We start from the raw sequence: 22,895 nt of genomic DNA, 5'->3' as shown, positions 1-22,895 counted from the left end.
TTGATTATACCATCAATCCGCTCCGATCCGGAAAAATTTGTACGTAATTTCCGGCGTCCATGCGGTGGAATCCTCGTAGGACCAGTAACGGTTTCTGCTGTTGTCGGTATGTGCATTCACAAGCGGCATCCCATGGGCATCTTTGGCCACGACGATGGTGTTGTGATCCCAACGGCCGTCCCCTTGGAAATCATAGCAGATGATATCACCAGGGAGCAGCTCTTCTGCGCTTTCCACTTCTCTGCCTTGCAGCCCTTTCGTCGAACCGCTCAAATACCAGCGCAGGGAATGGGCAACGGCCCAGCTGTAACTCCAATTGTCCCCACTATACCACCACCCGCGGTCACGGGCCGGCTGGCCATGCATGGGGGCGCCACCAGCCCGCAGGCATTGGGAAACATAATTGGTACAATCCACATCGAACGTGCGGTAGGCAGGGTTATAGCTGTTCCACCACCGCTCTGCATACTGTACAGCCGCCATCCGGTCATAGGTGAAACGATATTCTCCCGCATCCTCCCCTCTTTGGAGGATATCCAGCTTTCTCTCCGACTGAGGATTTTTCGGGACTTCTCGATGGTCCTCCACTTTTCCATTTATCCAACGGAATTCATAAGGGATCACCAGCTCTTCGACATGGAAACGGTCTTTCTGTTTGATCAGAAAGGTATGATGAAGCAGGTAACGATAGAAACAGTTGCCGTCATAACGGAACTGGCGGTATCTTTCACCTTGTCCGTGGATGCGTACGATTTCGGCGCCCCGGTTCTTCCAGAGTGCCTTTTTGCGCAGCCACCAGCTGTTCTCATTCCTCTCATCTGAAAAGAAACGGAGCCACTCCTTCTTCAATGCTTCCATTAAAAATCCCCTCCATCAACAAGTATATGGAGGGGATGCTTGTATCACGCCTGTTATTTGGATGCCAACGTAAAATCGAGTCCCTTCTGCATCTCTGTAAGGACCCTGTCGTCCGACTCTTTGTGCATCGCCATTTCAATTGCCTCGACTGCTTCTTCTGTTCCGATTTTGCCGAGGGACCAGGCGGCCGTCCCCCGGATCACCGGCCGAGGATCATTGTTCATGACCGCAATCATCTCTTCGACCGCCGTCTTATCTTTATAATGGCCAAGAGCAATCAAGGCATTCCGCTGGAGCGGCTTCTTTCCGCGCCAGGAACCGGATATATGCCCGAAGGTGTCCTTGAATTCCCGGTTGGAAATCCGGAGCATCGGCTTCAGCTTGGGTTTGGCCACATCATGTTCCGGTTCGAATTCCTCATGAAGATGGAAATCAACCTGCTTATTTTTCGGGCATACCATCTGACAGGTGTCACAACCATATACCCTGTTGCCGATTTTCGTACGGAATTCATCCGGAAGAAAATCCTTCGTCTGGGTCAGGAAGGCGATACATCGCTGTGCATTAAGCTGTCCGCCTTCCACCAAGGCACCTGTTGGACAAGCATCCATACACTTGGTGCACTCCCCGCAACTGTCTTCTACCGGATCATCGGGAACGAAAGGGATATTGGTGATCAATTCCCCAAGGTAGACAAAGGATCCGAATTCTGGGGTGATGATGGATGTATTCTTGCCGCTGAATCCGATTCCGGCACGCTCTGCCACTGCACGGTCCGACAATTCGCCAGTATCTACCATCACTTTATTGGAGGTTTCCGGAACTTTTTCTTTAATGAATGCTGACAGCTTCTCCAATCGGTCACGGAGGACGTCATGGTAATCCGTCCCCCAGGAGGCTCTGGCAAACAGACCTCTCCGCTCCTCTTTCGTACTCTTCGGTGCTCCCTTCATCCTCGACGGATAGGCAAGAGCGATGGAGATGATGGACTGTGCTTCAGGGAGCAGGCGTTCCGGTTCGGTCCTTTCTTCCACGGAACCTTTTTCAAAGCCGGATTGATACCCAAGTTCCTGCTGGCGTCTCAATCGCTCCCTCAATTCCCCGAATACATCTGCAGAAGCAAAGCCGATCTTGTCGATACCTATTTTCTTGCTGTATTCAATGATCTCCTGTTTCAGTTGTTCGGTACGCATCGGCCCCGCTCCTTTCCCAATTTTATTATTTATGCTCGACCTTTGCTGTCCGCATACGGTTGAGCACTGCTGCTATTTCATACCTTCTCGGTCGGGCAATATCACCTGGATGCTGTTGCCGGAAGGTAGTGAAAGAGGCCAGACCATCACGGTCCATCTGTCTCTCGATTCCGTCCAACAGTTCATGCAGGGACTTCCCGCCGAGTCCATCCGTCCGGTCCAAATACTGAATGATTTCTGCAATCATGCGGGTTTGGGACGGATCGACAAGCTGCTCTGTATTCTCGAAGGAAATATCCGTTTTTCCCATCAGGATTTTATACAGGCCTTTCGCCTGGGTCTTTTCCCGTTTGCCTTTCTTCGTCTGGAGGGAGCCCCGTTGGAAATAGCGGGCAGAAATAGTGCCGAATCCTTCTTCGACAGCTGCATCCCTCTCAAGCGGATATTCCTCCATGATGGCATTCGCTTGCTCTGTCACATTGTAGGGAACATATTCATCCAGCATGATGACGGTATCTGCTGTATCGAAATAATCACCAGAACCACCCATTACCATGATCGTCGACACATCCAGTTCATCACGCAACTGCCTGATTTTGTCGATGAACGGGGTGATCGGCTCCTTATTTCTGCTGACCAATTGCTGCATCCGGTGGTCGCGGATCATGAAGTTGGTCGCACTCGTGTCCTCATCCACCATCAAAGTAGTCGCACCAGCTTCCAGCGCCTCCATTACATTGGCAGCCTGTGATGTGCTTCCGCTTGCATTTTCCGTAGAGAAAAACCCAGTGTCCTGGCGATGCGGAAGGTTATTGATGAACGGAGAAATATTCACTCCGGTGACCTGCCGGCCGTCTTCTGCCCGGATTTTTACCGCATCCGGGTCAGTCAGTACGAATTCCCTGCCATCACCGGCCGTATGGGAATAGACGCCTCGTTCAATAGCTTCCAGCATTGTACTTTTCCCATGATAGCCGCCGCCGACAATCAAGGTGATGCCTTTCTTGATGGCCATTCCTTTTACAGGCTCTTTCCGGTGTGGGATGTCGATTTCTACCTCATCCTCTGCCGGGCTTTGGAATGCTACTGCCTTTTTCAGCGGACGATTGCTAATTCCGCTTTCCCGCGGCAAGATGGATCCATTGGCCAGGAAAGCAACCCAGCCTTCCTGCTTCATTTTCTCTCGAATGGCATCCTGCTGATCCGCAAGCTCCACAGCCTGCTGAATATCATCATCGGAAATGCTCATGACAGAATCCTTGATAATCGCCGGCAGGGCCTTAGCGAACAGCTTTTCTGCCTCACTTCCATTGATTTTGCGTCCATTCGCAGGCAGTCCGACAGAGATGCAGACCGTGATGGACGTGTCGCTGATCTGTACAGCGCTCCGTTCAAGCATTTCTTGGCCTGGAGCGTCAAATAGGATCATACCGCTTTTTCCCGAGCCTTTGATGAAGAAGCCGCCTTTGGCGACCGCTCTATTCACACTGCGGGCGACTGCATCTTCAGCTGCTGTCTTCCTGGAATAGGTCCGGAGCCATTCCTTTTTCACCGGACGCTTGGCAGCCGGGATTTCCAGCCGCAATTTGGATGGAGTCGCGAACGGGTCCCCTTGTACATAATCTATATACAAACGGAAATCTCCAAAACTGTAATTTCCTTGGATGCTCTTATAAGCTTTGTATCCTTTATGATCAATCTGTTTTAATTGCTGCAATAAATTCTTCATTCATATCCCTCAATCATATCGTTGTTTCTTACAGAATACTATGCGGCAAATGGGGAATTCAAGTGGTGTAGACAAGAGTGGAAGAACTTTAGGTAAATTAAAAACGCAACGCCCCGTAGCTTACTACAGAACACTGCGTTATGACATATGTATGGAGCGGGTGAAGGGAATCGAACCCTCGTCATCAGCTTGGAAGGCTGAGGTTTTACCATTAAACTACACCCGCATTTTGTAAGATGATTTACTTTTTATCAATTCCACCTAAGATGGATGATATGTATTACGTCGACTGCCTTGTTTGCGACGACAAATATTATTATAACGTGGTAGTCATAAAAACACAAGGGATATTTCGACTTTTTTTACCAAAAAATTACCTTTTCTTTAACTGGTTGCAATTTCAGAAATATTTCAGTTTTGTAGTAAAGTCCGTTTACATTGCTGGAGATACGTTATAGAATATTGATATGTTTAAGGAGGAATTTGAATCATGGCTGTTTATCCAATCATTTTATCACAGACAAGTTACACCCACCGCGATGACCTGACATACCCTTATCAGGAACGTGCCCTCCAATTTGGAGACGGTATCTACGAAGTGATCCGTATCTATAATGGAAGGTATTATCTGCTGGAAGAGCATGTGGATCGTCTCTTCCGCTCGGCAGAAGCCGTAAAAATCGAACTGCCGTTCACCAAGCAGGAAGTGACCGACCTCCTGTTGGAACTATTAGAAAAGAATGAGATGAAAGAAGATGGCAAGATGTATATGCAGGTCTCTCGCGGCTCTGCACCACGGGATCATGTTTTCCCTGCAGATGTACCGGCAAACATCTATGCCTATGTACAGCAGTTGCCACGTGCGGAAGAAAAGCTGAAAAATGGTGTACCAGTGATCACCCAACGTGATATCCGCTGGGAGAACTGTTATATCAAGAGCTTGAACCTGCTCCCGAATGTCCTGGCAAAACAGGAAGCTAAGGAACAGGGATGTGATGAAGCCATCCTTCACAGAGACGGCCGTGTCACTGAATGCAGCTCATCCAATGTATACTTGGTCAAAAACGGCGAAATCCGTACCCATCCGGCAACAAACAACATACTCCATGGTTGTGTCCGGATGAAAGTGAAGAGCCTTGCAGAAGAGCAGGAAATCCCTTTTATCGAGGAAGCCTTCCATGTGGAAGACATAGAGGATGCCGATGAATTGTTTTTGACAAGCAGTACATCGGAAGTCATGCCGATCACCAAAGTCGATGGAAAAGATATCGCAAACGGTGCACCCGGCCGGATTACCAGGTTGTTGCAGCAAGCCTATGACCAAGATGCCGGAATTGCTTCTACCGAGATTAAAGAACCGGTATCTTCCGCCGACAGTAAATAACGAGATCATTATGCCGAACAAATGAACTAGCATACCGCCCCATACTGGGTAGGTATGCTAGTTTTTTATCTCCATCGTCTATGCACACTCCCACGAATCGTCTGCCATAACGAAGAGAAACAAAGAATCAGACCTACTAGCGGAGGAAATCCACGGAGACTCCAATGAAATAACGAGCCTTAGAGATCCCCAAGGAGGCACCACGAGGTAGCTCGTAGGGAGTCCGCGGAAAGCGCAGGGTATTTCCGCAGATCATAGCCACTCCATCCTTGCAATCTTCAAATAATTTAATTGATTCGTCAATCGAAGCAGTTTAAACTGTACATACAATCACTTACCAATTGGAGGATCATTCCATGCCAGAAAACAAACGTGCCATCCAAACAGAAGATTTCACCCGCCTGGAAGTATTCAGTGACCCACAGTTCACACCAGACGGCAAAGCATATACCTACACTTCCACCACAGTGAACGATGACCAAGAATACATCTCCCATATCCATTACCATCAACTCGGAGATGCCGCCCCTGTTCAGTGGACGTTCGGTGATAACAAAAACAGCCACCTGCGCTTCTCCCCCGACGGATTAAAAGCCGCCTTCCAATCGAAGCGTTCGGGGCTGCCGCAGATATGGATCCTCTCCACAAAGGGCGGTGAAGCAAGACAGCTGACCACCTTCAAACACGGAGCCATGAATCCGGAGTGGGCAGAAAACGGCCGGTCCATTATTTTCAGCGCCCCATTGGACCCAGATGATGATGTCTCCAGTCAAAAAGAACAGACGAAAGAAGAACGACAGAAAGAAGCAAAGAAAAAGCAGAACCAGCCGCTTGTCGTCAGTCGGCTGAAATATAAGTCGGATGCCAAAGGGTTCCATGACAACAAACGAACCCAGCTGGTCCAGCTTCATCTGGATACAAACACCTTCACCCAGTTGACAAACGAGGACGCAGATCATGGCCTGCAAGGCATCTCACCCGATGGTCAGCAATTATTGCTTGCAGCCAACCTCGGAAAGGATCCGGATTACGAGCTGAGCAATGATCTATTCATTCTGAATCTAGCATCCAAAGAGATTACAAAACTTACAAACAGCAAAGGGAGCTATCATAGCGCCTCCTTCTCCCCCGATGGAAAGAAAGTGGCCTACTTGGGGCATGGTTTCGAGTTTGATGGAGCAACATTGAATGAACTGTTTGTCCATGACCTGGAAACAGGGGAACGCATTTGTCTTAGCAATGAATGGGATATGCAGCTGGGCGATGTACTGATCGGTGATACAAGACTCGGAGAATCCAATGCATCACCTGTCTGGAGCAAGGACGCCAGTTCCCTATACTTCCTTGCCACCGACCATGGAGCAACCGGACTGTATCAGGCAACATTGGAAAAAGATCTGAACCTTCTCTATCAGGAAGATAACCATGTCTTCGGGTTTTCCTATCACGGCAAGACAGGTGCATTCATTCTGGGGATCAGCACACCGACAGACCCTTGCAATTTCTATAAGCTTTCGGAGAACCAGAAGCTGAAACGGCTGACCAATGCCAATGCTGCATTCCTTGATGAGGTATCACTCCGTGAACCGGAAACACTCTCGATCACAGCCAGGGATGGATGGGAGCTTCAAGGCTGGCTCCTCCGCCCATATGGTTTCGAGGAAGGCAAGAAGTATCCGTTCGTTCTGGAAATACACGGAGGACCACACGCCATGTATGGACAGGCATTTTTCCATGAACTGCAACTGTTGGCCGCCAAAGGCTATGTCGTCCTTTATATCAATCCCCGAGGGAGCCACGGTTATGGCCAAGAATTCGTCGATGCCGTCCGGTCCGATTATGGAGGGAAGGATTATGAGGATCTCATGGATGCGGTGGATGTGGCCCTGGAACAATTCAGCTTCATCGACAGAAACCGTCTCGGCGTCACCGGTGGCAGCTATGGAGGCTTCATGACCAATTGGATCGTCAGCCATACCAACCGTTTCCAAGCTGCCGTCACCCAACGTTCCATATCCAATTGGCTCAGTTTTTACGGTGTCAGTGATATTGGCTACTTCTTCACAAAATGGGAGCTTGGCCATCATCTGCTGGAAGACCCTGAAAAATTATGGGATTTTTCTCCGCTGAAATATGCTGCCAATGTCGAAACCCCGTTGCTCATCCTACATGGGGAGGAAGATTACCGCTGTCCGATCGAGCAAGGAGAGCAACTGTTTGTGACATTAAAGCATCAACGGAAAGAAGTAGAATTCGTCCGCTTCCCGAATGCCAGCCATGAGCTGAGCAGAAGCGGCAGACCTGATCTCCGCATCGAACGGCTCAATCATATCTGCCGCTGGTTTGAAGAATATCTGTAAATGCATAGCAACATATAAAAGATCCGCATGGAGTAATTTCCATGCGGATCTTTTTCAAACGATAGATTAAACGGTTTGGCCTGCTTTCAGCATACTGGTATATTCATGCAGAGAATGTGCCGAGAGTGATGGCTCTTTCTCTAGGAGTAAACTTGCAGCTGCACGGAAGGTATCCAAACTGGTAAAGTATGGAACCTGATGGCTTACCGCCAGTTCCCGGACAAGGAAGCCTGCTTTTCCTTTTTCCCTGCCGACGCTTGGTATATTCAACACGAGGTCCGGAACAGCTTCTTGCCAGTCCTCCACGATCTCCTGTTGATTATCCAGCTTATTGGCGATATGGATGCCTTTTCCCTCCAGGAAGGAGGCAGTTCCGGCTGTTGCGGTAATCTCCACTCCTGTTTTTACGAAGTCAGCCAGCAGCTCGGCACTTTCTTCTTTCATCCGGTCAGAGATGGACACAAACAACCGTGTATTTTTCCCAGGCTCCCTTTCCGGCATGACCTCGCCGAATGCCGCATCCACTTTTCTCAATGCTTCTTTTTCCGTATATCCCAAGCCGATAATTTCCCCGGTCGATTTCATTTCAGGTCCCATGACATGGTCGACGCCTTTCAATTTATTGGCGGAGAATATCGGTGCTTTGACGGTAAAGTATTCTGGCTCCTCAAGGAGATCAAGTTGATCGGTAATCTCGGTCAATGGCACGCCCATCTGGGCTTTCACCGCCCACTCGATCATCGGCACATCCGTCACTTTACTGAGGATCGGTACGGTTCTGGATGAACGAGGATTGACCTCAAGCACATAGATGGTGCCGCGGTCCAATACAAACTGGATATTCATCATCCCGATCACCGGCAGTTTTTTGCTGATCTGCCGGGCAATCTCTACCATTTTCTGCTTCACATCGTCCGACAAGGTGACCGGCGGCAGATATGTCATACTGTCCCCTGAATGGACACCCGCTTTCTCGATATGTTCGAAAATGCCGGGAACGACGATATCCTTTCCATCACTGATGACATCCATTTCACATTCCACACCGGAAATATACTGGTCAATCAAAAGCGGGAATCCACGGCCATGGGTGTCTTCCTGGATCCGGTGCAAGCATTTGTCCAATTCCTCTGCATTATAGCAGATGAACATCGACTGGCCGCCGATTACATAGGAAGGACGGATCAGTACAGGGAACCCTAGCTCATAAGCGGAGTTGGACAATTCTCTGGCATTATGGACGATATGCCCTTCAATATGTGCGATTCCCAATTCATCGAGGATATCATAGAATTGTTCCCTGTCTTCGGCACGATCTATATTTTCCGGAGTGGTCCCAAGCACACGGACACCTTCAGCTTCCAGATCATTCGCCAAGTTGATGGCTGTTTGGCCGCCGAATTGGACCAGCACTCCTTCCACTTTTTCCTTCTCAATGACGGCGAGGACATCTTCCAATGCCAGCGGTTCAAAATAAAGCCTGTCGGCAATTGAATAATCTGTGCTGACCGTTTCCGGATTATTGTTGATCACCACTACTTCGTATCCCATCTGTTTCACCGCCAAGGCAGCATGCACCGAACAATAGTCGAACTCCACACCCTGCCCGATCCGGATTGGGCCTGAACCAAGCACAAGGATCTTTTTGCTGCTGTCATCATCCGGTACTTCATCCTGCCCCTGCCATGTAGAATAGTAGTATGGTGTCACTGCATCGAATTCACCGGCACAGGTATCGACCAGTTTATAAGCAGGTTGGATGGAATATTTCTTATATGCCTTCCGCACCTCTTTACTCGTCGTATCAAGAAGTTCCGCAATCCGCTCATCACTCATATTATAGTGCTTTGCCTCCCAAAGTTTTTCCAATGACAGATATGGCCAGCTGTCTTCCAGGAGCGCCTCTTCACAGGCAATGATCCGTTTGATTTTGTGCAGGAACCAATAATCGATCTCCGTGCATTCCTTCACTTTCTCCAAAGTGTAGCCACGACGGAGGGCTTCGGCAAGTGCGAACAGCCTTAGATCATTCGGGTTCGTCAGCAGTTCTTTTATTTCTTCGTTGGACTTGGTCTCCATGCCTGGCCAGTTCAGGCTGTTCACATTCATTTCAAGGGATCTGAGCGCTTTGTTCAAAGCCCCTTCGAACGACCGGTCAATGGCCATGACTTCCCCTGTCGCTTTCATCTGCGTTCCAAGTGTACGGTCCGCCTCCGTGAATTTATCGAATGGGAAGCGAGGCAACTTCACTACCACATAATCCAGTGCAGGCTCGAAAGAAGCGAAGGTATTGCCGGTGATCGGGTTCGGAATCTCATCCAGCATTTGCCCTGCAGCACATTTGGCTGCAATTCTGGCGATCGGATAGCCGGTCGCTTTGGAAGCGAGCGCCGATGAACGGCTCACCCTCGGGTTCACCTCTATGATGCAATATTCATTGGACTCGGGATGAAGAGCGAATTGAATATTGCACCCGCCAACCACATCCAGGGCCCGGATCACTTTCAAGGAAGCGGTACGGAGCATCTGGTACTGTACATCTGACAGCGTCTGGGATGGAGCCACCACGATGGAATCACCGGTATGGACACCGACAGGATCCATATTCTCCATATTACAGACGATGATGCAGGTATCATTGGCGTCCCGCATGACCTCATACTCCACTTCTTTCCAGCCTTTGATGCTTTTTTCCACCAACACCTGGTGTATCGGACTCAATGAGAGCCCCCGCTTCAGCATTTGGGCCAATTCCGCTTCATTATCGGCAAAGCCGCCACCCTCGCCTCCAAGGGTGTATGCCGGACGCAGGATGACCGGATAGCCGATTTTATTGGCAAAAGCGACACCGGCTTCCACCGATTCGACAATTTCCGACTCTGCAATCGGCTCCTCAATATCAATCATCAACTGGCGGAATTCGTCCCGGTCTTCTCCCTTCTTGATGGATTCCACGGTGGTTCCGAGAAGTTCCACTCCATACTTTTCCAATATTCCTTTTTCATACAGATCGACGGTCAAATTCAGCCCTGTCTGTCCGCCCAAGGTTCCAATCATGCCGTCCGGCCGTTCCTTTGCGATGATGGTCTCGAGCATCTCTGTTTCCAGCGGTTCCATATAGACATGGTCGGCGATCTGCTTATCCGTCATGATGGTTGCCGGATTATTATTGACCAGCACGACTTCCATCCCTTCTTCTTTCAAGGCGAGACAGGCCTGTGTCCCCGCATAGTCGAATTCTGCTGCCTGCCCGATGACGATCGGTCCGGAACCGATGACCAGCACTTTCTTCAAGTCATTTTGCTTCTGCATATGCTGCTCCCCCCTTGGCGTTTGCCACCTGCTGTATGAATTCCGTGAAGATATATTCTGTATCACTTGGTCCTGGATGTGCTTCCGGATGGAATTGGACGGACTGTACCGGGAGATGCACATGCCGCATGCCCTCCAATGATTGATCATTCACATTTCGGAACTGGACCTCGAATACCGCATGATCCAGACTGTCTTCTTTCACGACATAGCCATGATTCTGGGAGGTCATGCATACCTTTTTGGTGAACAGGTCCTTTACCGGGTGGTTCCCCCCACGATGGCCGAATGGCATTTTTTCCGTTTCTGCTCCATAGGCAAGTGCAATCAATTGGTGGCCGAGACAGATCCCGAGCGTCGGATAGGTTTCTGTCAGACCTTTGATTACCGGGAAGATCTCTTCTAATTCCATTGGATCGCCTGGTCCGTTGCTCAATACCACACCATCTGGATCCAGGTGCCCGATTTCTTCTAGTGTAGTATGGTAGGGAACCACCGTAACCGTGCATCCCTGTTTCACCAGGTAGTCAAGGATGGACTTTTTATAGCCAAAATCCATGAGTACAATATGTTCGTCGCCCTCTCCAAACACTTTTGGTTCTGTGACCGAAACACCTTTTACCAGAGCGCCTGCCGGCTGTTCTCCCCAGCCGCCGCTTTGATCATTGTTGGAAAACACCAGTTTTCCGCGGACCGTCCGATGTTTACGAATTGCTGCCACTAATGCTCTTGTATCGACCTGGGTGAGTCCCGGTATCCCCGCTTGCTTCAATTCTTCGGAGAACGATGCAGCCGATTCGTAATGGCTTGGTTCGTCACAGGCTTCACTTGAGATTACGGCTGAAACGGCAGGTTGATCACTTTCCCCATTGTCAGCACTTATCCCGTAATTCCCGATCAGGGGATAGCAAAAAGTCAGGATTTGCCCGGCATAGGATGGGTCTGTCATCATTTCCTGATAGCCCGTCATGCTCGTATTGAATACAACCTCTCCCGCGATTTCCTTTTTCGCCCCAATCCAGTCTCCGGCAAAAACCTCTCCGGTTTCCAAAATGAGATAACCTTTTGTCATGCAGAATCCCCCTCTGATTGCGATATATTTATAGAAGCTTTGGAAGCTTTCCAAATTTCCACTGAATTATTCATTAGTATAAAACTACCTCATCGATTATGCAAGTATAATTATTATATTTTTTGTATATTTATTCATTGTTTATGTAAAAAAATCCCTTTTCGTTTATACAAGGGCCCAGGCAAAAGCGTAATAAATAATGGGTATCCCTGCTGCCAGATTTTTCTGGCAGCAGGGATACCCACCACTATAACTAAACCAAAAGGCTTGGAATGTCCAAGCCTTTTTGCAGTGATTATTATCTTATGTGTTACATTGCACGATAACAGAGAGGTCTGAGTGAGAAACCCAGGACAGTCGATCATTTGCCTTCTTCCATATAATGTCTTTTGGTATCTTTGAACACCAGGTATTTCATCATGAAAAAACTTGCAGTGAACGACAGGGCCATGGCGATGCCCTTGGAAATGTTATAGAGCAGCCAGGAAGGAATCCCGATCCATTTCAACACCTCATTGAAAATGACGAACATGAGGTTATTGACACCCAGGCTGATGATGCCCTGTATAATGAACAGGATACGCTGACGCCCATTCCCTTTGGCGGTTCGCTTGAAGGTGAAGCTGGCATTCCAGAAGTAACTGTTCGCTACGGCGAGTGTATAGGCGATGGTGTTGAAGATGATCAGCCATACACGATCTTCCGTATGGAAAAGAATCAGGAGCAGATTCAATGTTCCGATATCAATTGCAGCATTGGAAAAACCGATCATGCTGAATTGCAGAAATTGGAATGGCCCCTTCTTTCTTCTGTGCATCTGTTTGTCCATGATACCCCTCTTGTCTGCTTGGCTGCCGTAATAAGCTGGCGGATCACTCATTCCCCGTGCTGACTCCAGCTGTCTTTTCTTTAGATTGCTCTACCGCTTCCGAATTTATGACAGCGACCTGTTGATATAGCTGAAGTGCTTGTTTCGATTGGCTGTCCCATCCCATATGGGAGATTTCTTTATGGGCAGCAGAGGAAAGACGTTTCCTCAATGTCTCATCCTTGAATTTCAAGATTGTCTCTTTAAAGTCATCCGGCACATCCTTATCATAGAGCAGTCCTGTCCGATTGTCTTCAATCTGCTCACAAGTCGGCCCACTCTTGGCAGCTACAAGCGGAAGCCCGGACGCCATTGCTTCCATGATGACCAGTCCCAGTGTTTCCGTAGTGGATGGGAAGACGAAAACATCAGACGATGCAAATGCCTTTGCAAGTTCTTCCCCATGCATGAAACCGGTGAAGACGGTATTGGTCCCCGAAAAATACGACTCGAGTTCTTGACGGTGCGGCCCGTCTCCTACCACGGCGAGGACAAATTCATCGGAGGAATCCAATACAGCCTTGATCTTTTCGATTTCCTTCTCAGCTGCCAGCCTGCCGACAAACAGCAGCAGCTTTTTCTCCGGCTGTCCGCCAGACAATTTATCCCTCATGGCCTTGTCATACTTATCTGGATGGAACAGTTCCGTATCGACCCCGCGCTTCCATACATGGACATTGTGGAAATCTTTCTGGTCCAACTCCTCTTTTACAGCCTTCGATGTACATAAGTTCAAATCTGCCTGGTTGTGGAGTTTACGGAAATACCACCAGAGCAGTCCTTTGAACATACTCAAGTTATAATAATCCAAATAGATCGGTACATGTGTATGATAGGAGGCAACCAGCGGGTACCCGAGTTTTTTTGCATAACGGACACCGGATGCTCCGAGCAGTGCTGGGTTGACGACATGCACCACATCGGGATTATAATCCTGCAGCATGTTTCTGACCTTCCTGGTCGGCAAAGCGAATTTTTTGGAGCGGTAGAATGGGAGAGTCCGTGGGCGAACGCCTACGACCTCTGCTCCCTCGAATTCCGTGACACCCAGATCAGGCGCGATGACGCGGACATCATGTCCCTGGCCAAGGAAATAACGGATTGAATGAACCAAACGGGTCACCACCCCATCCGTGGAAGGCAGAAATGTCTCGGTTATGATTGCGATTTTCATGGAAGCCACTTCCTTACTTTGTATAGGATTGACGTTGTGCTGAGAGCTCCCTGTCGACAGGGAGCTGCGATTTCTGGGCTGCTCCGTTGCAATTGCCGGAGCATATTATCAGGCCACACGGGCAGACTGTTCGGATGCCTCTGTCGATGTCCGGGAATCCAGAATCACGTATTCGGGGCTATTGCTGGATGCTTTCGGCCACCCATACAACTTCCGCACAGCAAGACCAGCAGGCAAATACACCCTCCCCATATCTATTCTTTCCAATTCTGCATCATGTCCGACATGTTTCCGTCCGTTTGCCGGGATGCTTTTTGCAACCGCCGAATTGGTGATGAAAACATTAATATCCAATAAAAAACTATCACTTAATCATCTTTTTTGCAAACATTGTACGGCATTTCCATAACTCGTCCTTGCAAAGAAAAAAGCCCCCGCCGCCGGGAGCCATTTCCTGTCTAATGGACATATTCATTCAAGAATTCATTCAACTTGTCTACGTACCTTTCCTGATGGATGACGAATGCCTCTCCATGGCTGGAATCCTCAAATAAAACCAGTTCGGACTCACTATTCGTATTGGCATGGAGTTCTTCCGCCATTTCCGTCGGAACAAACGTGTCGTCTTTCCCGTGAATATAGAGGATCGGAACCTCTGCTTTTTCCACCTGTTCCAGGGCCGATGCCTCTTTCAGCGTATAGCCGGCCCTCATCTTCGTCACCATTCCCGTACTCGGCAGAATCGGCACGTCCGGCAGATGGAACATCCGCTCCAGCTGATAATCGAACAAATCGTATACCGTTGTATAAGGGCTGTCGGCAACCACAGCCTTCACATTATCCGGCATGTCCTCTCCACTTGTCATGAGCATGGTTGCCGCGCCCATCGAGACGCCATGCAGCACAATATCCGTATTTTCTCCAGCCTTCTCGATCACCTGATCGATCCATGCCAGATAGTCCAAACGATCATGCCAGCCGAACCCGATGTAGTCTCCTTCACTCTGTCCATGGCCGCGCATATCTGCTGTGAAGATATTGTAACCAAGTTCTTCATGGTAATATTGACCGTATAATCCCATATCCGTTCCCCTGCCAAGATAGCCATGGGCGAAAATAACTGTTTTATCCGTCGGTTCATCCGCCTCCAGATAATAGCCTTTTAGATTCAACCCGTCATGGGTCTGCAATTCCATATGTTCAAAGTCCTGTTCAGACGTCCATTCTCTCCATCCGCCTTCCAACAGCACATCCATTGCTTCAGCGGATACCTCCAAATCTTCATTGCCTGCTAGGAAATCTTTTACATTCCGCTCTATGGCCAGATGATAAAAATAGAAACCGGCAGCAATCGTCACCATGAAAAGGACCATGGCAAAACCGATGCCTGTTCTTATCCAGATTTTCTTGTTCATCCATCGTCCCCCCTTACTATCAACAATCCTATTATACTAGAAAACTGAAACACTGCGGACGAATTTCAGTGGTATTTCTTTACAACTCCCTTGGCATGGCTACTGATCTGGAAGGCTGTTCCCACCTTCCAACTAGCATCATTCACAGCCAGGTGTTCCCTGGGGGGACGGTGTGACGAAGAAAAAAGTTCAAGGTATGTATACTGCTAACGTTTCAGTCAGACGGAAAGGGCGCATCTATGAGGATGAACTAGCTGTGGGACAGAAGTTCCGTAAGCATTATGAAGAAACCAATTTCGAAGCGGAAGTGTTCGGCATCCAGACAGTCACAGACTTGAAGGCTCAGGGGGGATTGATTTTCCGGACTTCAAGGAAACGCTCGATCATTTCCTCCATTCCTACCAGAAATACAAAGACGACCATCTAAAACAACTGGATATCCAATGATTCTAAATAATCATAAATGACTGACTCATGTGAATATTTTACCATTTTGAGGCAAATTACATCTTTTTCCATTCTTTTATAGTATAATGAACGGACAGACAGCGAATCTATGCAGGCTTAATCCCCCAATGGAAGGGGTTGAGCGCGTGATTCCAATTGACAGAACGCTGGAACTGATGTTTCTGTTTTCCACGCTAGTCTTGTTAATTGTAAACAGCCGTGAAAAAAAGTAATCATCCCAGAGAAACATTGTAAGGGATCATTACTTTTTTTCGTTTCCGAAGAGCCTGCATGAAATGCTGCTGTCTGTGCCTGCAGGGGCCGTAAGGTGGAGCTTACGGCTCCATATCATGTTATGCACTCTGGGGTTCATTCATTACCTTGTGACAATATTATACCATAGGTCTGACACAGAAACCGGTTCTGAACTATACCACCTCTACCATTCGGCAAACCTCATCCATCACAAGTAATCGAGCACGATGCTCCAAGCCTCTACTTTCCCCTTAAATGTCTTCGTATACCTGCCAGGGATCGGACTGGTGGACGGCAGTTTCACCACCTTGATTCCGCTTGGTATTTTTTCTTTGAAATTCTTTCGGAAGGTCTGGTAGGACTTGGTGCCATTGCAGGCAATCAACTGGATCGTCGGGTATTGCTTCAGAAGGCCAGGTATATCATTGGGGGTCTCCTCCAGAATATTGGCATCCAGGCTCCCCTCCCTATAGCAAGTGCCAATTGAATCCCATAAGGCAAGCTGTTTCTGTTTGACGAAGTCCAATTTCCCCTCATAGTCGGTGATCGGCTGCTCCTTGAACAATTCGAATAATAGAGGCCAAAAATGGTTCCTTGGATTGCCGTAATACTCCTGCTTCTCCAACGACATCCCTCCAGGCATGGAACCGAGGATCAGAACTTTCGGTTCGATTGGCACGACAGGCTCAAAGGAATGCAACTTTTCCACCCCACATCAACCTCCTTTTTCTCCTATTGATTAAAACATGTTTTTCCCGGGAATACCATATCAAGAAACATCAGGAAAGGAGTGTGGCAAGTGAAAGCCATTGTCATCAATGAATACGGCGATGCAAGCAAGCTGAAGGAACAGGAAATGCCTACGCCTGATATTGGCGAGCATCAAGTATTAGTGGACATGCATGCTACTTCCGTAAACCCGATTGACTGGAAAGCCCGGGAAGGTTATCTGCAGGAAAAACTGCCGTTCGACTTTCCAATCATTCTCGGATGGGATGCGGCAGGAGTCGTCGCAGGTATCGGAAGCAAGGTGGAAAATTTTGCTGTCGGCGACCGTGTTTTCGCACGGCCTGATACGACCAACAGGGGAACTTATGCAGAGTACACGGTCGTCGATGAGAACCTGCTGGCAAAAATGCCTGAAGAAGTCAGTTTTGAAGAAGCAGCTGCTGCCCCTCTTACAGCGTTGACAGCATGGCAATGCTTGGTCGACTTTTCCGAGATCCAGGAAGGAGACAAGGTCCTCATCCATGCAGGTTCCGGTGGTGTCGGCAGCTATGCCATCCAACTGGCCAAGCACTTTGGTGCCTATGTAGCTGCCACAGCGAGCGGTAAGAATGAAGTATTCGTCAAAGAACTTGGGGCAGACAAGTTCATCAACTACCAGGAAGAAGATTTCGAGGAAGTGCTCGAAGACATGGATATCGTATTGGATACAATTGGCGGGGAGACACAAACGAAAAGTTTTTCCGTATTGAAAGAAGGCGGAAAGCTGGTTTCCATCGTCGAGCCTCCAGAGGAAACAGCTGGAGCATCCAAGCGCATCAAAGCAGGTTTCCACTGGTTGGAGCCGGACGGCAGGCAATTGGCGGAAATTGCTGCCCTGATGGTGACCGGGGAAGTCAAGTCCCATGTCGGCCACACCTTCCCTCTTACGGAGGAAGGGGTAAAAGAGGCCCATAAATTGAGTGAATCCGGCCATGCCAAGGGTAAAATCGTCATTACGATGAAATAGACTCCCTCTTTCTATGCAGACGGTTATGATGATTGAATGTTTAATCCCTATTAAACGGTGATATATGTATTGCAAGAGAGGATGAGATGAAATATCATCTTTTCTGAAATCACTATCGGAGGTGGATACCATGGCAGATAACAGATACAAGACTGGTGAAAATGCACCGGAAAGCGGTAAGTATAAGGTAGACAGTCTGGCAAATGGCAATACAAGCAATGATGATACGACCATTGAAATTGAAAAAGGTGATCAGTTTCCGCCATCACCATCCGAACATGAGGCTGCATACTGGGTAAAAGCATAGACAGACATTGATCCCTCCTGCCCATACGCAGGGGGGATACATATTTGCTGGATAGGTGGTTCCTACACGAAGCGGCAACAGACGAGGAGGAGAAAAATGGGATTGATTCCGAAGATCAGAACTAAAGAAAAAAGTGATCGATATGACCTGGAAATCGACCAAGGACCTTTTAAAATCTATTTCACGGAAAAATATGCGACCTTGCAGCTGATCGGTGACATCATGGTTGGGGTTTCTTTTGTCACCGGAAGTATTTTGAATTTCTGGCAGGCAACAGATCTCTACGGAAATATCGCCTATCTGTTAGGAAGTCTGTCACTCACAATCCGGCCGATTTTGAAAATCATTCGAAAAACATGGATTTATGGTATGAAAAAGGATGACGCTGATTCAACCACAGATGGATAACAGCCGGACCATCCTGCATAAATTTATCAATCCTGCAGATAGATAATCCCATACACCTTTAAGGAAAGATGGGATTTTATTGGATATTATGGAACTGATCCTACGTATTGCTATTGGGTTTGTCGTGCTGTTCGGGTTGGCCCGCATCATGGGGAGAAAAGAGATCAGCCAGATGACCTTCTTCAACTTCGCCTCAGCTATTGCCATCGGCTCTCTGGCCGCCAACCTCGTCGTCAGCAATGCCCTAAGCATCCGAAACGGAATCATCGCCTTGACAGGTTGGGCACTCTTCACCCTTCTGATGGACAAGGTGGATATCAACTCGAAAAGAGCAAGGAAAATGTTGAATGGGGACCCGATGATCGTGGTAAAGAACGGCATGATTGTTGATGACGCCATGAGGAAAAGCCGCCTTGACATCGACTCCCTGAAGGCGATGCTCCGTAAGAAAGATATTTTTTCACTTGCTGAAGTGGACCAGGCTGTCTTTGAGACCGATGGTAAGCTTTCCGTTTTAAAAAAAGAATCGAACCTGCCAATCACCAAAGGCGATATGAATATACCGCCATCGGTTAAAAAATATCCGGCAGCTACCGAAGTGATTGCCGATGGAAGGATTATCAGCAACAATCTGGAAAAACTGCATTTGGATGAGAACTGGCTTCGGCAAAAGTTGGAGGAAGCCGGCATCCAGTCTACTTCCGACGTATTTTATGCAGAGGTGTTGCAAAACGGTATTTTATACACCGATTTGAAAGACCACCATACAGACAAATGACAGATGGGCTGTCCACTATTGTGTACAGCCCATCTGTCATTTGCTTTGCCTTGATCTATTGTCCTCAGGTTCTGAGTCCTCACGCTTGCGGATTCTGTTCCGAATTCTGTTGCGGATTTCCTTGTACCAGGAGACAAGGTATTCTTCCGCTTCAAAAAACAAAATCCACCACGTCGCCAAGTATAGGAAACCGGCCAATATCAACACCGTCCATATGTTTCCATCGATGAACTGCGACCAGAAGTGTCCCCACCCGGTCATGTCCCTGGGCCGCTGGGCTGTAAACAATAACATTACCACAGGCAGGAGGAGGGGGACGACTACCGTCCAATAGGAAAGTTTCAAGTTCCTACCCTGTATGATGTAATAGACAGCACTTGCCAATGTAACCAATAAAATTAAGAAAAACATAATCCATAAAGCACTCATAACGTCACCTCTTACATTTCCCTGATCATATCTGTCTTCACTTGCAGCACGAACAGCTCCATAGACCTCTTCGTGATCCAATTCGTTCCCCACACATCGTCATTCTGGAGCATCATGCCCAATAACCAGAACCTGCGGGCAGTAATGAACAATGGCAGGCCCTCCCAGTCATCCGCTTTCAATCTGCGTTGAGCCTGGTAGCCATCAAGGAAAGCTCCCCAACATTCCTGTTCCTGCTCTCCATAATTTGTCAAGAGATTCCACCAGGCTGCCGCTACATCGTATGCACGATATCCGAAAGCAGCAGCGTCGAAATCAAATACTTCCATTTCTGATCCGGTCCCATGCATATTACGCGGATGAAAATCCCCGTGGCAGAATCCTTTTTCCAAATCCAAATGTTCCAGCCTTGTTTTCAGGTTGGATGCGAGTTCCTCTATATCACCTTCCGCTTCCCTGCCAAGGAATTTGCGGATATAAGGAAGAATGAGCGCTGACGGCTCTTCCAGCAGATGGGTGGCATCGAGTTCGAATCCGCGGTCTGCTTCCGGCTGAAAGTCATCTGTTCCATTATGTAATTTACCGAGCGACTCACCTATCAAACGTGCATGTTCCGGCCGGATTTCCGGTCTCTCCCCTTCCACGTAGGAGAATAGGACACCATAGCGGATGCCTTCCGGTGCTGCGGTCTCCGTTATGTAGCTCCCGTCCTGTCTGGAGATTGGTACGGAAAGTCGGTAGGACTTTTCCTTCAGATGCAGCAATGCCTCTATCTCGAATTGCACCGCCTCCCTGCTTCTCCAGCCGTGCCTATACAACCGGTAGATATAACGTTTACGTGGAGTGTTGATCTGATAAGTATCATTCAGCCCCCTCGTCAATAAATAGCAGGTCGTGATCGAGCCGATTCGGTATCCTTCCAACATCTTCCTGATCGAGGCTTCGTCCGCCAGAGTATGTTTCACTATCCATTCCATGATTGTTCCTCCAGTTGGTTCTGATACACCATCTATAACTTATTCTACTCCATCCGTCCAATCTCCTGCATTGCATAAGAATCCAGCCAATAAAAAAGCCTCCCCATATAGAGAAGGCCCTCCTTTTCCTAGGAATTTTCCGTCCTATTGCCCAAATGCCGGAACACATTGTAACCAAAGCAGAAAATACCGGCAACGGTCACTACTCCGCCAAGGCTGGCAATTGGAAAGAAAAGGTTACTGACCCCGGAAATACCGAGCGCAAGCCCAATCATCATTGCGGGCAGTCCCAAGTTATGAAGCCAGAAATGTACCTTCGCAGTGGCTGTTCCTGCCAGGTGAGGAAATAATGTATAAAAGATGCCGGCAATTGCCAGGCTCACCCAACCAAGCAGGTTGATATGCACATGCACCGTCGCCAAGTCATAGACATGGAACACGGACATGTACAGCCCAAATGAAACCCCTACGACAAAATAGAAAACAGAAATCTTGATCAATCTCTCCCCCATGGCTCTCCCCCCTCTTCCGGAATATATGCAGAAGAGCAGGTAATTAGAAGGATAACATTCCTGTTTTTAGTCCTATTGTCCTGCTTTCATGGATCCTGCACCGACTGCCTGCGGATTCTCTTTGACTTGCTCCGGCCTCGTCTCCTTCATCCGGAATGCTAGAATAAGAGCAACAAGCGATAACGCTGCAGCAACATAGAATGCCACATTCACACCGTGGATCATATCACTTGGCAAAGCATTCTCTCCCGTATCAAGAGCTGAATTGGTCATGACGGTAACGAGGATGGCTGTACCAATGGAAGCAGCCACCTGCCGCATGGTATTGGTCATGGCGGAACCATGTGGAATCATTTTTTTGGACAGTTGATTAAGTCCCGCCGTAGTTGCAGGCATCATGATCATCGATATCCCCAGCATCCGCACAGTGAATACGATCGTCAGATATGCCAGCGATGTATCTACTGTCAAGTTCGTGTAGAGAAGGGAGGTGATGGTCAGCAATGCCAACCCGATGATCACCAGCCATCTAGCGCCGAACCGGTCAAATATCCTTCCATTGATTGGTGACATGAACCCCATGAGCAATGCTCCGGGCATGATCACCATGCCAGACTCAAATGCTGTATAGCCGGCCATCCTCTGCATATAGATCGGCAGAATGGTCTCTGCAGCGATCAAGCCGATAAAGGCAATCATGGTGATTACGGTAGTTATGGTGAAAAGCGGGTTTTTCAGTACACGGAACTCCAGTATCGGCTGTTCAAGCTGGAATTGCCTCCGGATGAAAAAAACTAGGGCAATAACGCCTGCTGCAATCGAGATGATCACAACTTGATCGGACCAGCCGTAGTTTCCGGCACTGCTGAATCCATAAAGAAGCCCGCCGAAGCCGACGGTTGATAGAATAATAGAAAGATAGTCGACTTTTGGAAAGGACCGTTCCGTAATATTCTTCATGACAAAGTAAGCAATAATGACATCGAGCACGGCCAACGGAAACACCAGCAGGAATAATGATTTCCAATGATACTGCTCCACCAGCCATCCGGACACCACAGGCCCCATTGCGGGAGCGAAACCGATGACAAGTCCCACCATTCCCATCGCTGTCCCCCTCTTTTCTATGGGAAAGATGAACAGGAAAATCGTCATCATCAATGGCATCATGATTCCTGCACCGGCTGCCTGAATGATCCGTCCTGTCATCAAGACTGCAAAGTTAGGGGCAGCAATACAAATAAGGGTTCCTACCGCAAACATTCCCATTGCCGACAAGAACAGCCTCCTTGTCGTAAATGTCTCAATGAGAAAAGCAGTGATGGGTATCATGATCCCATTGACCAGCATAAATATAGTAGTCAGCCACTGGGCCGTATTTTCCGTCAACTGTAAATCCGCCATAATATGCGGGATGGCGGTTGCCAGCAGTGTCTGGTTCAAAATAGCAAGAAACGCCCCGGTTATCAGTACAGCGACAATGGGGAGTTTATTGATCTGCGTGATGTCCTGTACCTGTTCATTCCTCAATGGCTTCCACTCCTATCTTCTCTATGCAGATTCCCATATCTTTGCTGAATCTGCCAATCATCGTTACAATCAAAATATCAATACGTATCAGTATACTACACCCTGTTCGATTATACCCGCTCCAATTGACATTTAATCTGCCTGCCATCTGG

General features: G+C 48.3%; 22 protein-coding genes and 1 tRNA gene. 7 read left to right on the top strand and 16 right to left on the bottom strand.

Annotation, left to right across the window (positions count from 1 at the left end; all coding sequences use genetic code 11):
* Positions 1-12: 12 nt before the first annotated feature.
* The 4 genes from ACFOGI_RS00825 to ACFOGI_RS00810 all read right to left on the bottom strand — a co-directional run bounded on the left by ACFOGI_RS00825 (position 13) and on the right by ACFOGI_RS00810 (position 4,006).
* Positions 13-858 carry an amidase domain-containing protein gene (locus tag ACFOGI_RS00825; protein ID WP_390266951.1) on the bottom strand — a complete coding sequence of 282 codons (846 nt, stop codon included), beginning with the start codon at positions 856-858 and terminating at the stop codon, positions 13-15.
* A 53-nt stretch (positions 859-911) separates the two neighbouring features.
* The gene (gene queG, locus ACFOGI_RS00820) at positions 912-2,051 is read right to left on the bottom strand and encodes a tRNA epoxyqueuosine(34) reductase QueG (protein WP_390266948.1); all 1,140 of its coding nucleotides are present in this window, start codon (positions 2,049-2,051) and stop codon (positions 912-914) included.
* A gap of 25 nt (positions 2,052-2,076) precedes the next feature.
* Entirely contained in the window at positions 2,077-3,780 is a 1,704-nt protein-coding gene (locus tag ACFOGI_RS00815; RefSeq protein ID WP_390266945.1) for an ABC-ATPase domain-containing protein, read from the bottom strand.
* A gap of 152 nt (positions 3,781-3,932) precedes the next feature.
* Positions 3,933-4,006 (bottom strand) — tRNA-Gly (locus tag ACFOGI_RS00810).
* A 264-nt stretch (positions 4,007-4,270) separates the two neighbouring features.
* On the opposite strand from ACFOGI_RS00810, the gene dat reads away from it, so the two are divergent.
* Together dat and ACFOGI_RS00800 are read left to right on the top strand one after the other, a co-directional pair.
* On the top strand, positions 4,271-5,164 hold the full coding sequence (dat, locus tag ACFOGI_RS00805) for a D-amino-acid transaminase (RefSeq protein ID WP_390266942.1): 894 nt from the start codon (positions 4,271-4,273) through the stop codon (positions 5,162-5,164).
* Positions 5,165-5,520: 356 nt separating this feature from the next.
* Positions 5,521-7,524: a S9 family peptidase gene (locus ACFOGI_RS00800; protein ID WP_390266938.1), complete on the top strand. Its 2,004-nt coding sequence runs from the start codon at positions 5,521-5,523 to the stop codon at positions 7,522-7,524.
* A gap of 66 nt (positions 7,525-7,590) precedes the next feature.
* On the opposite strand, the gene carB is transcribed toward ACFOGI_RS00800, so the two are convergent.
* The 6 genes from carB to ACFOGI_RS00770 all read right to left on the bottom strand — a co-directional run bounded on the left by carB (position 7,591) and on the right by ACFOGI_RS00770 (position 15,365).
* Positions 7,591-10,836, bottom strand: a complete 3,246-nt coding sequence (carB, locus tag ACFOGI_RS00795; protein ID WP_390266935.1) for a carbamoyl-phosphate synthase (glutamine-hydrolyzing) large subunit — start codon at positions 10,834-10,836, stop codon at positions 7,591-7,593.
* The gene (locus ACFOGI_RS00790; protein WP_390266932.1) at positions 10,820-11,908 is read right to left on the bottom strand and encodes a carbamoyl phosphate synthase small subunit; all 1,089 of its coding nucleotides are present in this window, start codon (positions 11,906-11,908) and stop codon (positions 10,820-10,822) included. Before ACFOGI_RS00790 ends, carB begins: the two co-directional genes overlap by 17 nt.
* 361 nt (positions 11,909-12,269) lie before the next feature.
* Positions 12,270-12,788 carry a GtrA family protein gene (locus tag ACFOGI_RS00785; protein ID WP_390266929.1) on the bottom strand — a complete coding sequence of 173 codons (519 nt, stop codon included), beginning with the start codon at positions 12,786-12,788 and terminating at the stop codon, positions 12,270-12,272.
* Complete coding sequence (locus ACFOGI_RS00780; protein WP_390266926.1) at positions 12,781-13,950, bottom strand: glycosyltransferase family 4 protein; 1,170 nt, start codon at positions 13,948-13,950, stop codon at positions 12,781-12,783. The genes ACFOGI_RS00785 and ACFOGI_RS00780 overlap by 8 nt, the downstream gene beginning before the upstream one ends.
* Positions 13,951-14,058: 108 nt before the next feature.
* Positions 14,059-14,304: a hypothetical protein gene (locus tag ACFOGI_RS00775; RefSeq protein WP_390266922.1), complete on the bottom strand. Its 246-nt coding sequence runs from the start codon at positions 14,302-14,304 to the stop codon at positions 14,059-14,061.
* A gap of 104 nt (positions 14,305-14,408) precedes the next feature.
* The gene (locus ACFOGI_RS00770) at positions 14,409-15,365 is read right to left on the bottom strand and encodes an alpha/beta hydrolase (protein WP_390266919.1); all 957 of its coding nucleotides are present in this window, start codon (positions 15,363-15,365) and stop codon (positions 14,409-14,411) included.
* Positions 15,366-15,537: 172 nt separating this feature from the next.
* Here ACFOGI_RS00770 and ACFOGI_RS00765 point away from each other — a divergent pair, with 172 nt between their 5' ends.
* Positions 15,538-15,792, top strand: coding sequence for a hypothetical protein (locus ACFOGI_RS00765; RefSeq protein WP_390266916.1), 255 nt, complete (start codon positions 15,538-15,540; stop codon positions 15,790-15,792).
* A 483-nt stretch (positions 15,793-16,275) separates the two neighbouring features.
* Here ACFOGI_RS00765 and ACFOGI_RS00760 read toward each other — a convergent pair whose 3' ends face one another.
* Complete coding sequence (locus ACFOGI_RS00760) at positions 16,276-16,776, bottom strand: DNA-deoxyinosine glycosylase (RefSeq protein ID WP_390266913.1); 501 nt, start codon at positions 16,774-16,776, stop codon at positions 16,276-16,278.
* A gap of 90 nt (positions 16,777-16,866) precedes the next feature.
* On the opposite strand from ACFOGI_RS00760, the gene ACFOGI_RS00755 reads away from it, so the two are divergent.
* From ACFOGI_RS00755 to ACFOGI_RS00740, 4 genes are all read left to right on the top strand, one after another.
* Positions 16,867-17,802 (top strand): NADP-dependent oxidoreductase, encoded by a 936-nt coding sequence (locus ACFOGI_RS00755; protein ID WP_390266910.1) that lies wholly within the window; start codon positions 16,867-16,869, stop codon positions 17,800-17,802.
* 130 nt (positions 17,803-17,932) lie between these two features.
* On the top strand, positions 17,933-18,109 hold the full coding sequence (locus tag ACFOGI_RS00750) for a YjzC family protein (RefSeq protein ID WP_390266907.1): 177 nt from the start codon (positions 17,933-17,935) through the stop codon (positions 18,107-18,109).
* A 96-nt stretch (positions 18,110-18,205) separates the two neighbouring features.
* Entirely contained in the window at positions 18,206-18,517 is a 312-nt protein-coding gene (locus tag ACFOGI_RS00745) for a YrhK family protein (RefSeq protein ID WP_390266904.1), read from the top strand.
* Positions 18,518-18,605: 88 nt separating this feature from the next.
* On the top strand, positions 18,606-19,295 hold the full coding sequence (locus ACFOGI_RS00740) for a YetF domain-containing protein (protein WP_390267038.1): 690 nt from the start codon (positions 18,606-18,608) through the stop codon (positions 19,293-19,295).
* A 36-nt stretch (positions 19,296-19,331) separates the two neighbouring features.
* Here the strand turns inward: ACFOGI_RS00740 and ACFOGI_RS00735 are convergent, their stop codons facing one another.
* From ACFOGI_RS00735 to ACFOGI_RS00715, 5 genes are all read right to left on the bottom strand, one after another.
* Complete coding sequence (locus tag ACFOGI_RS00735) at positions 19,332-19,724, bottom strand: hypothetical protein (protein ID WP_390266901.1); 393 nt, start codon at positions 19,722-19,724, stop codon at positions 19,332-19,334.
* 11 nt (positions 19,725-19,735) lie between these two features.
* Complete coding sequence (locus tag ACFOGI_RS00730) at positions 19,736-20,701, bottom strand: phosphotransferase enzyme family protein (RefSeq protein ID WP_390266898.1); 966 nt, start codon at positions 20,699-20,701, stop codon at positions 19,736-19,738.
* A 128-nt stretch (positions 20,702-20,829) separates the two neighbouring features.
* A complete protein-coding gene (locus ACFOGI_RS00725; protein ID WP_390266895.1) occupies positions 20,830-21,213 on the bottom strand; it encodes a cytochrome-c oxidase in 384 nt (127 codons plus the stop codon).
* Positions 21,214-21,285: 72 nt separating this feature from the next.
* A complete protein-coding gene (locus ACFOGI_RS00720) occupies positions 21,286-22,743 on the bottom strand; it encodes an MDR family MFS transporter (protein WP_390266892.1) in 1,458 nt (485 codons plus the stop codon).
* On the bottom strand, positions 22,733-22,891 hold the full coding sequence (locus ACFOGI_RS00715; protein WP_390266889.1) for a hypothetical protein: 159 nt from the start codon (positions 22,889-22,891) through the stop codon (positions 22,733-22,735). The genes ACFOGI_RS00720 and ACFOGI_RS00715 overlap by 11 nt, the downstream gene beginning before the upstream one ends.
* Positions 22,892-22,895 lie beyond the last annotated feature (4 nt).

Origin of the sequence: Virgibacillus xinjiangensis (assembly GCF_042643145.1) — a bacterium.
In the GTDB taxonomy this organism is placed as follows: Bacteria; Bacillota; Bacilli; order Bacillales; family Amphibacillaceae; genus Virgibacillus_O; species Virgibacillus_O xinjiangensis.
This window is presented reverse-complemented; position numbering and strand designations above follow the sequence as displayed.

Coding starts and splice junctions, on each gene's coding strand:
- ACFOGI_RS00825 (WP_390266951.1), bottom strand. CDS start 858: ATGGAAGCATTGAAGAAGGAGTGGCTCCGTTTCTTTTCAGATGAGAGG.
- queG (WP_390266948.1), bottom strand. CDS start 2,051: ATGCGTACCGAACAACTGAAACAGGAGATCATTGAATACAGCAAGAAA.
- ACFOGI_RS00815 (WP_390266945.1), bottom strand. CDS start 3,780: ATGAAGAATTTATTGCAGCAATTAAAACAGATTGATCATAAAGGATAC.
- dat (WP_390266942.1), top strand. CDS start 4,271: ATGGCTGTTTATCCAATCATTTTATCACAGACAAGTTACACCCACCGC.
- ACFOGI_RS00800 (WP_390266938.1), top strand. CDS start 5,521: ATGCCAGAAAACAAACGTGCCATCCAAACAGAAGATTTCACCCGCCTG.
- carB (WP_390266935.1), bottom strand. CDS start 10,836: ATGCAGAAGCAAAATGACTTGAAGAAAGTGCTGGTCATCGGTTCCGGA.
- ACFOGI_RS00790 (WP_390266932.1), bottom strand. CDS start 11,908: ATGACAAAAGGTTATCTCATTTTGGAAACCGGAGAGGTTTTTGCCGGA.
- ACFOGI_RS00785 (WP_390266929.1), bottom strand. CDS start 12,788: ATGAGTGATCCGCCAGCTTATTACGGCAGCCAAGCAGACAAGAGGGGT.
- ACFOGI_RS00780 (WP_390266926.1), bottom strand. CDS start 13,950: ATGAAAATCGCAATCATAACCGAGACATTTCTGCCTTCCACGGATGGG.
- ACFOGI_RS00770 (WP_390266919.1), bottom strand. CDS start 15,365: ATGAACAAGAAAATCTGGATAAGAACAGGCATCGGTTTTGCCATGGTC.
- ACFOGI_RS00750 (WP_390266907.1), top strand. CDS start 17,933: ATGGCAGATAACAGATACAAGACTGGTGAAAATGCACCGGAAAGCGGT.
- ACFOGI_RS00745 (WP_390266904.1), top strand. CDS start 18,206: ATGGGATTGATTCCGAAGATCAGAACTAAAGAAAAAAGTGATCGATAT.
- ACFOGI_RS00740 (WP_390267038.1), top strand. CDS start 18,606: ATGGAACTGATCCTACGTATTGCTATTGGGTTTGTCGTGCTGTTCGGG.
- ACFOGI_RS00735 (WP_390266901.1), bottom strand. CDS start 19,724: ATGAGTGCTTTATGGATTATGTTTTTCTTAATTTTATTGGTTACATTG.
- ACFOGI_RS00730 (WP_390266898.1), bottom strand. CDS start 20,701: ATGGAATGGATAGTGAAACATACTCTGGCGGACGAAGCCTCGATCAGG.
- ACFOGI_RS00725 (WP_390266895.1), bottom strand. CDS start 21,213: ATGGGGGAGAGATTGATCAAGATTTCTGTTTTCTATTTTGTCGTAGGG.
- ACFOGI_RS00715 (WP_390266889.1), bottom strand. CDS start 22,891: ATGGCAGGCAGATTAAATGTCAATTGGAGCGGGTATAATCGAACAGGG.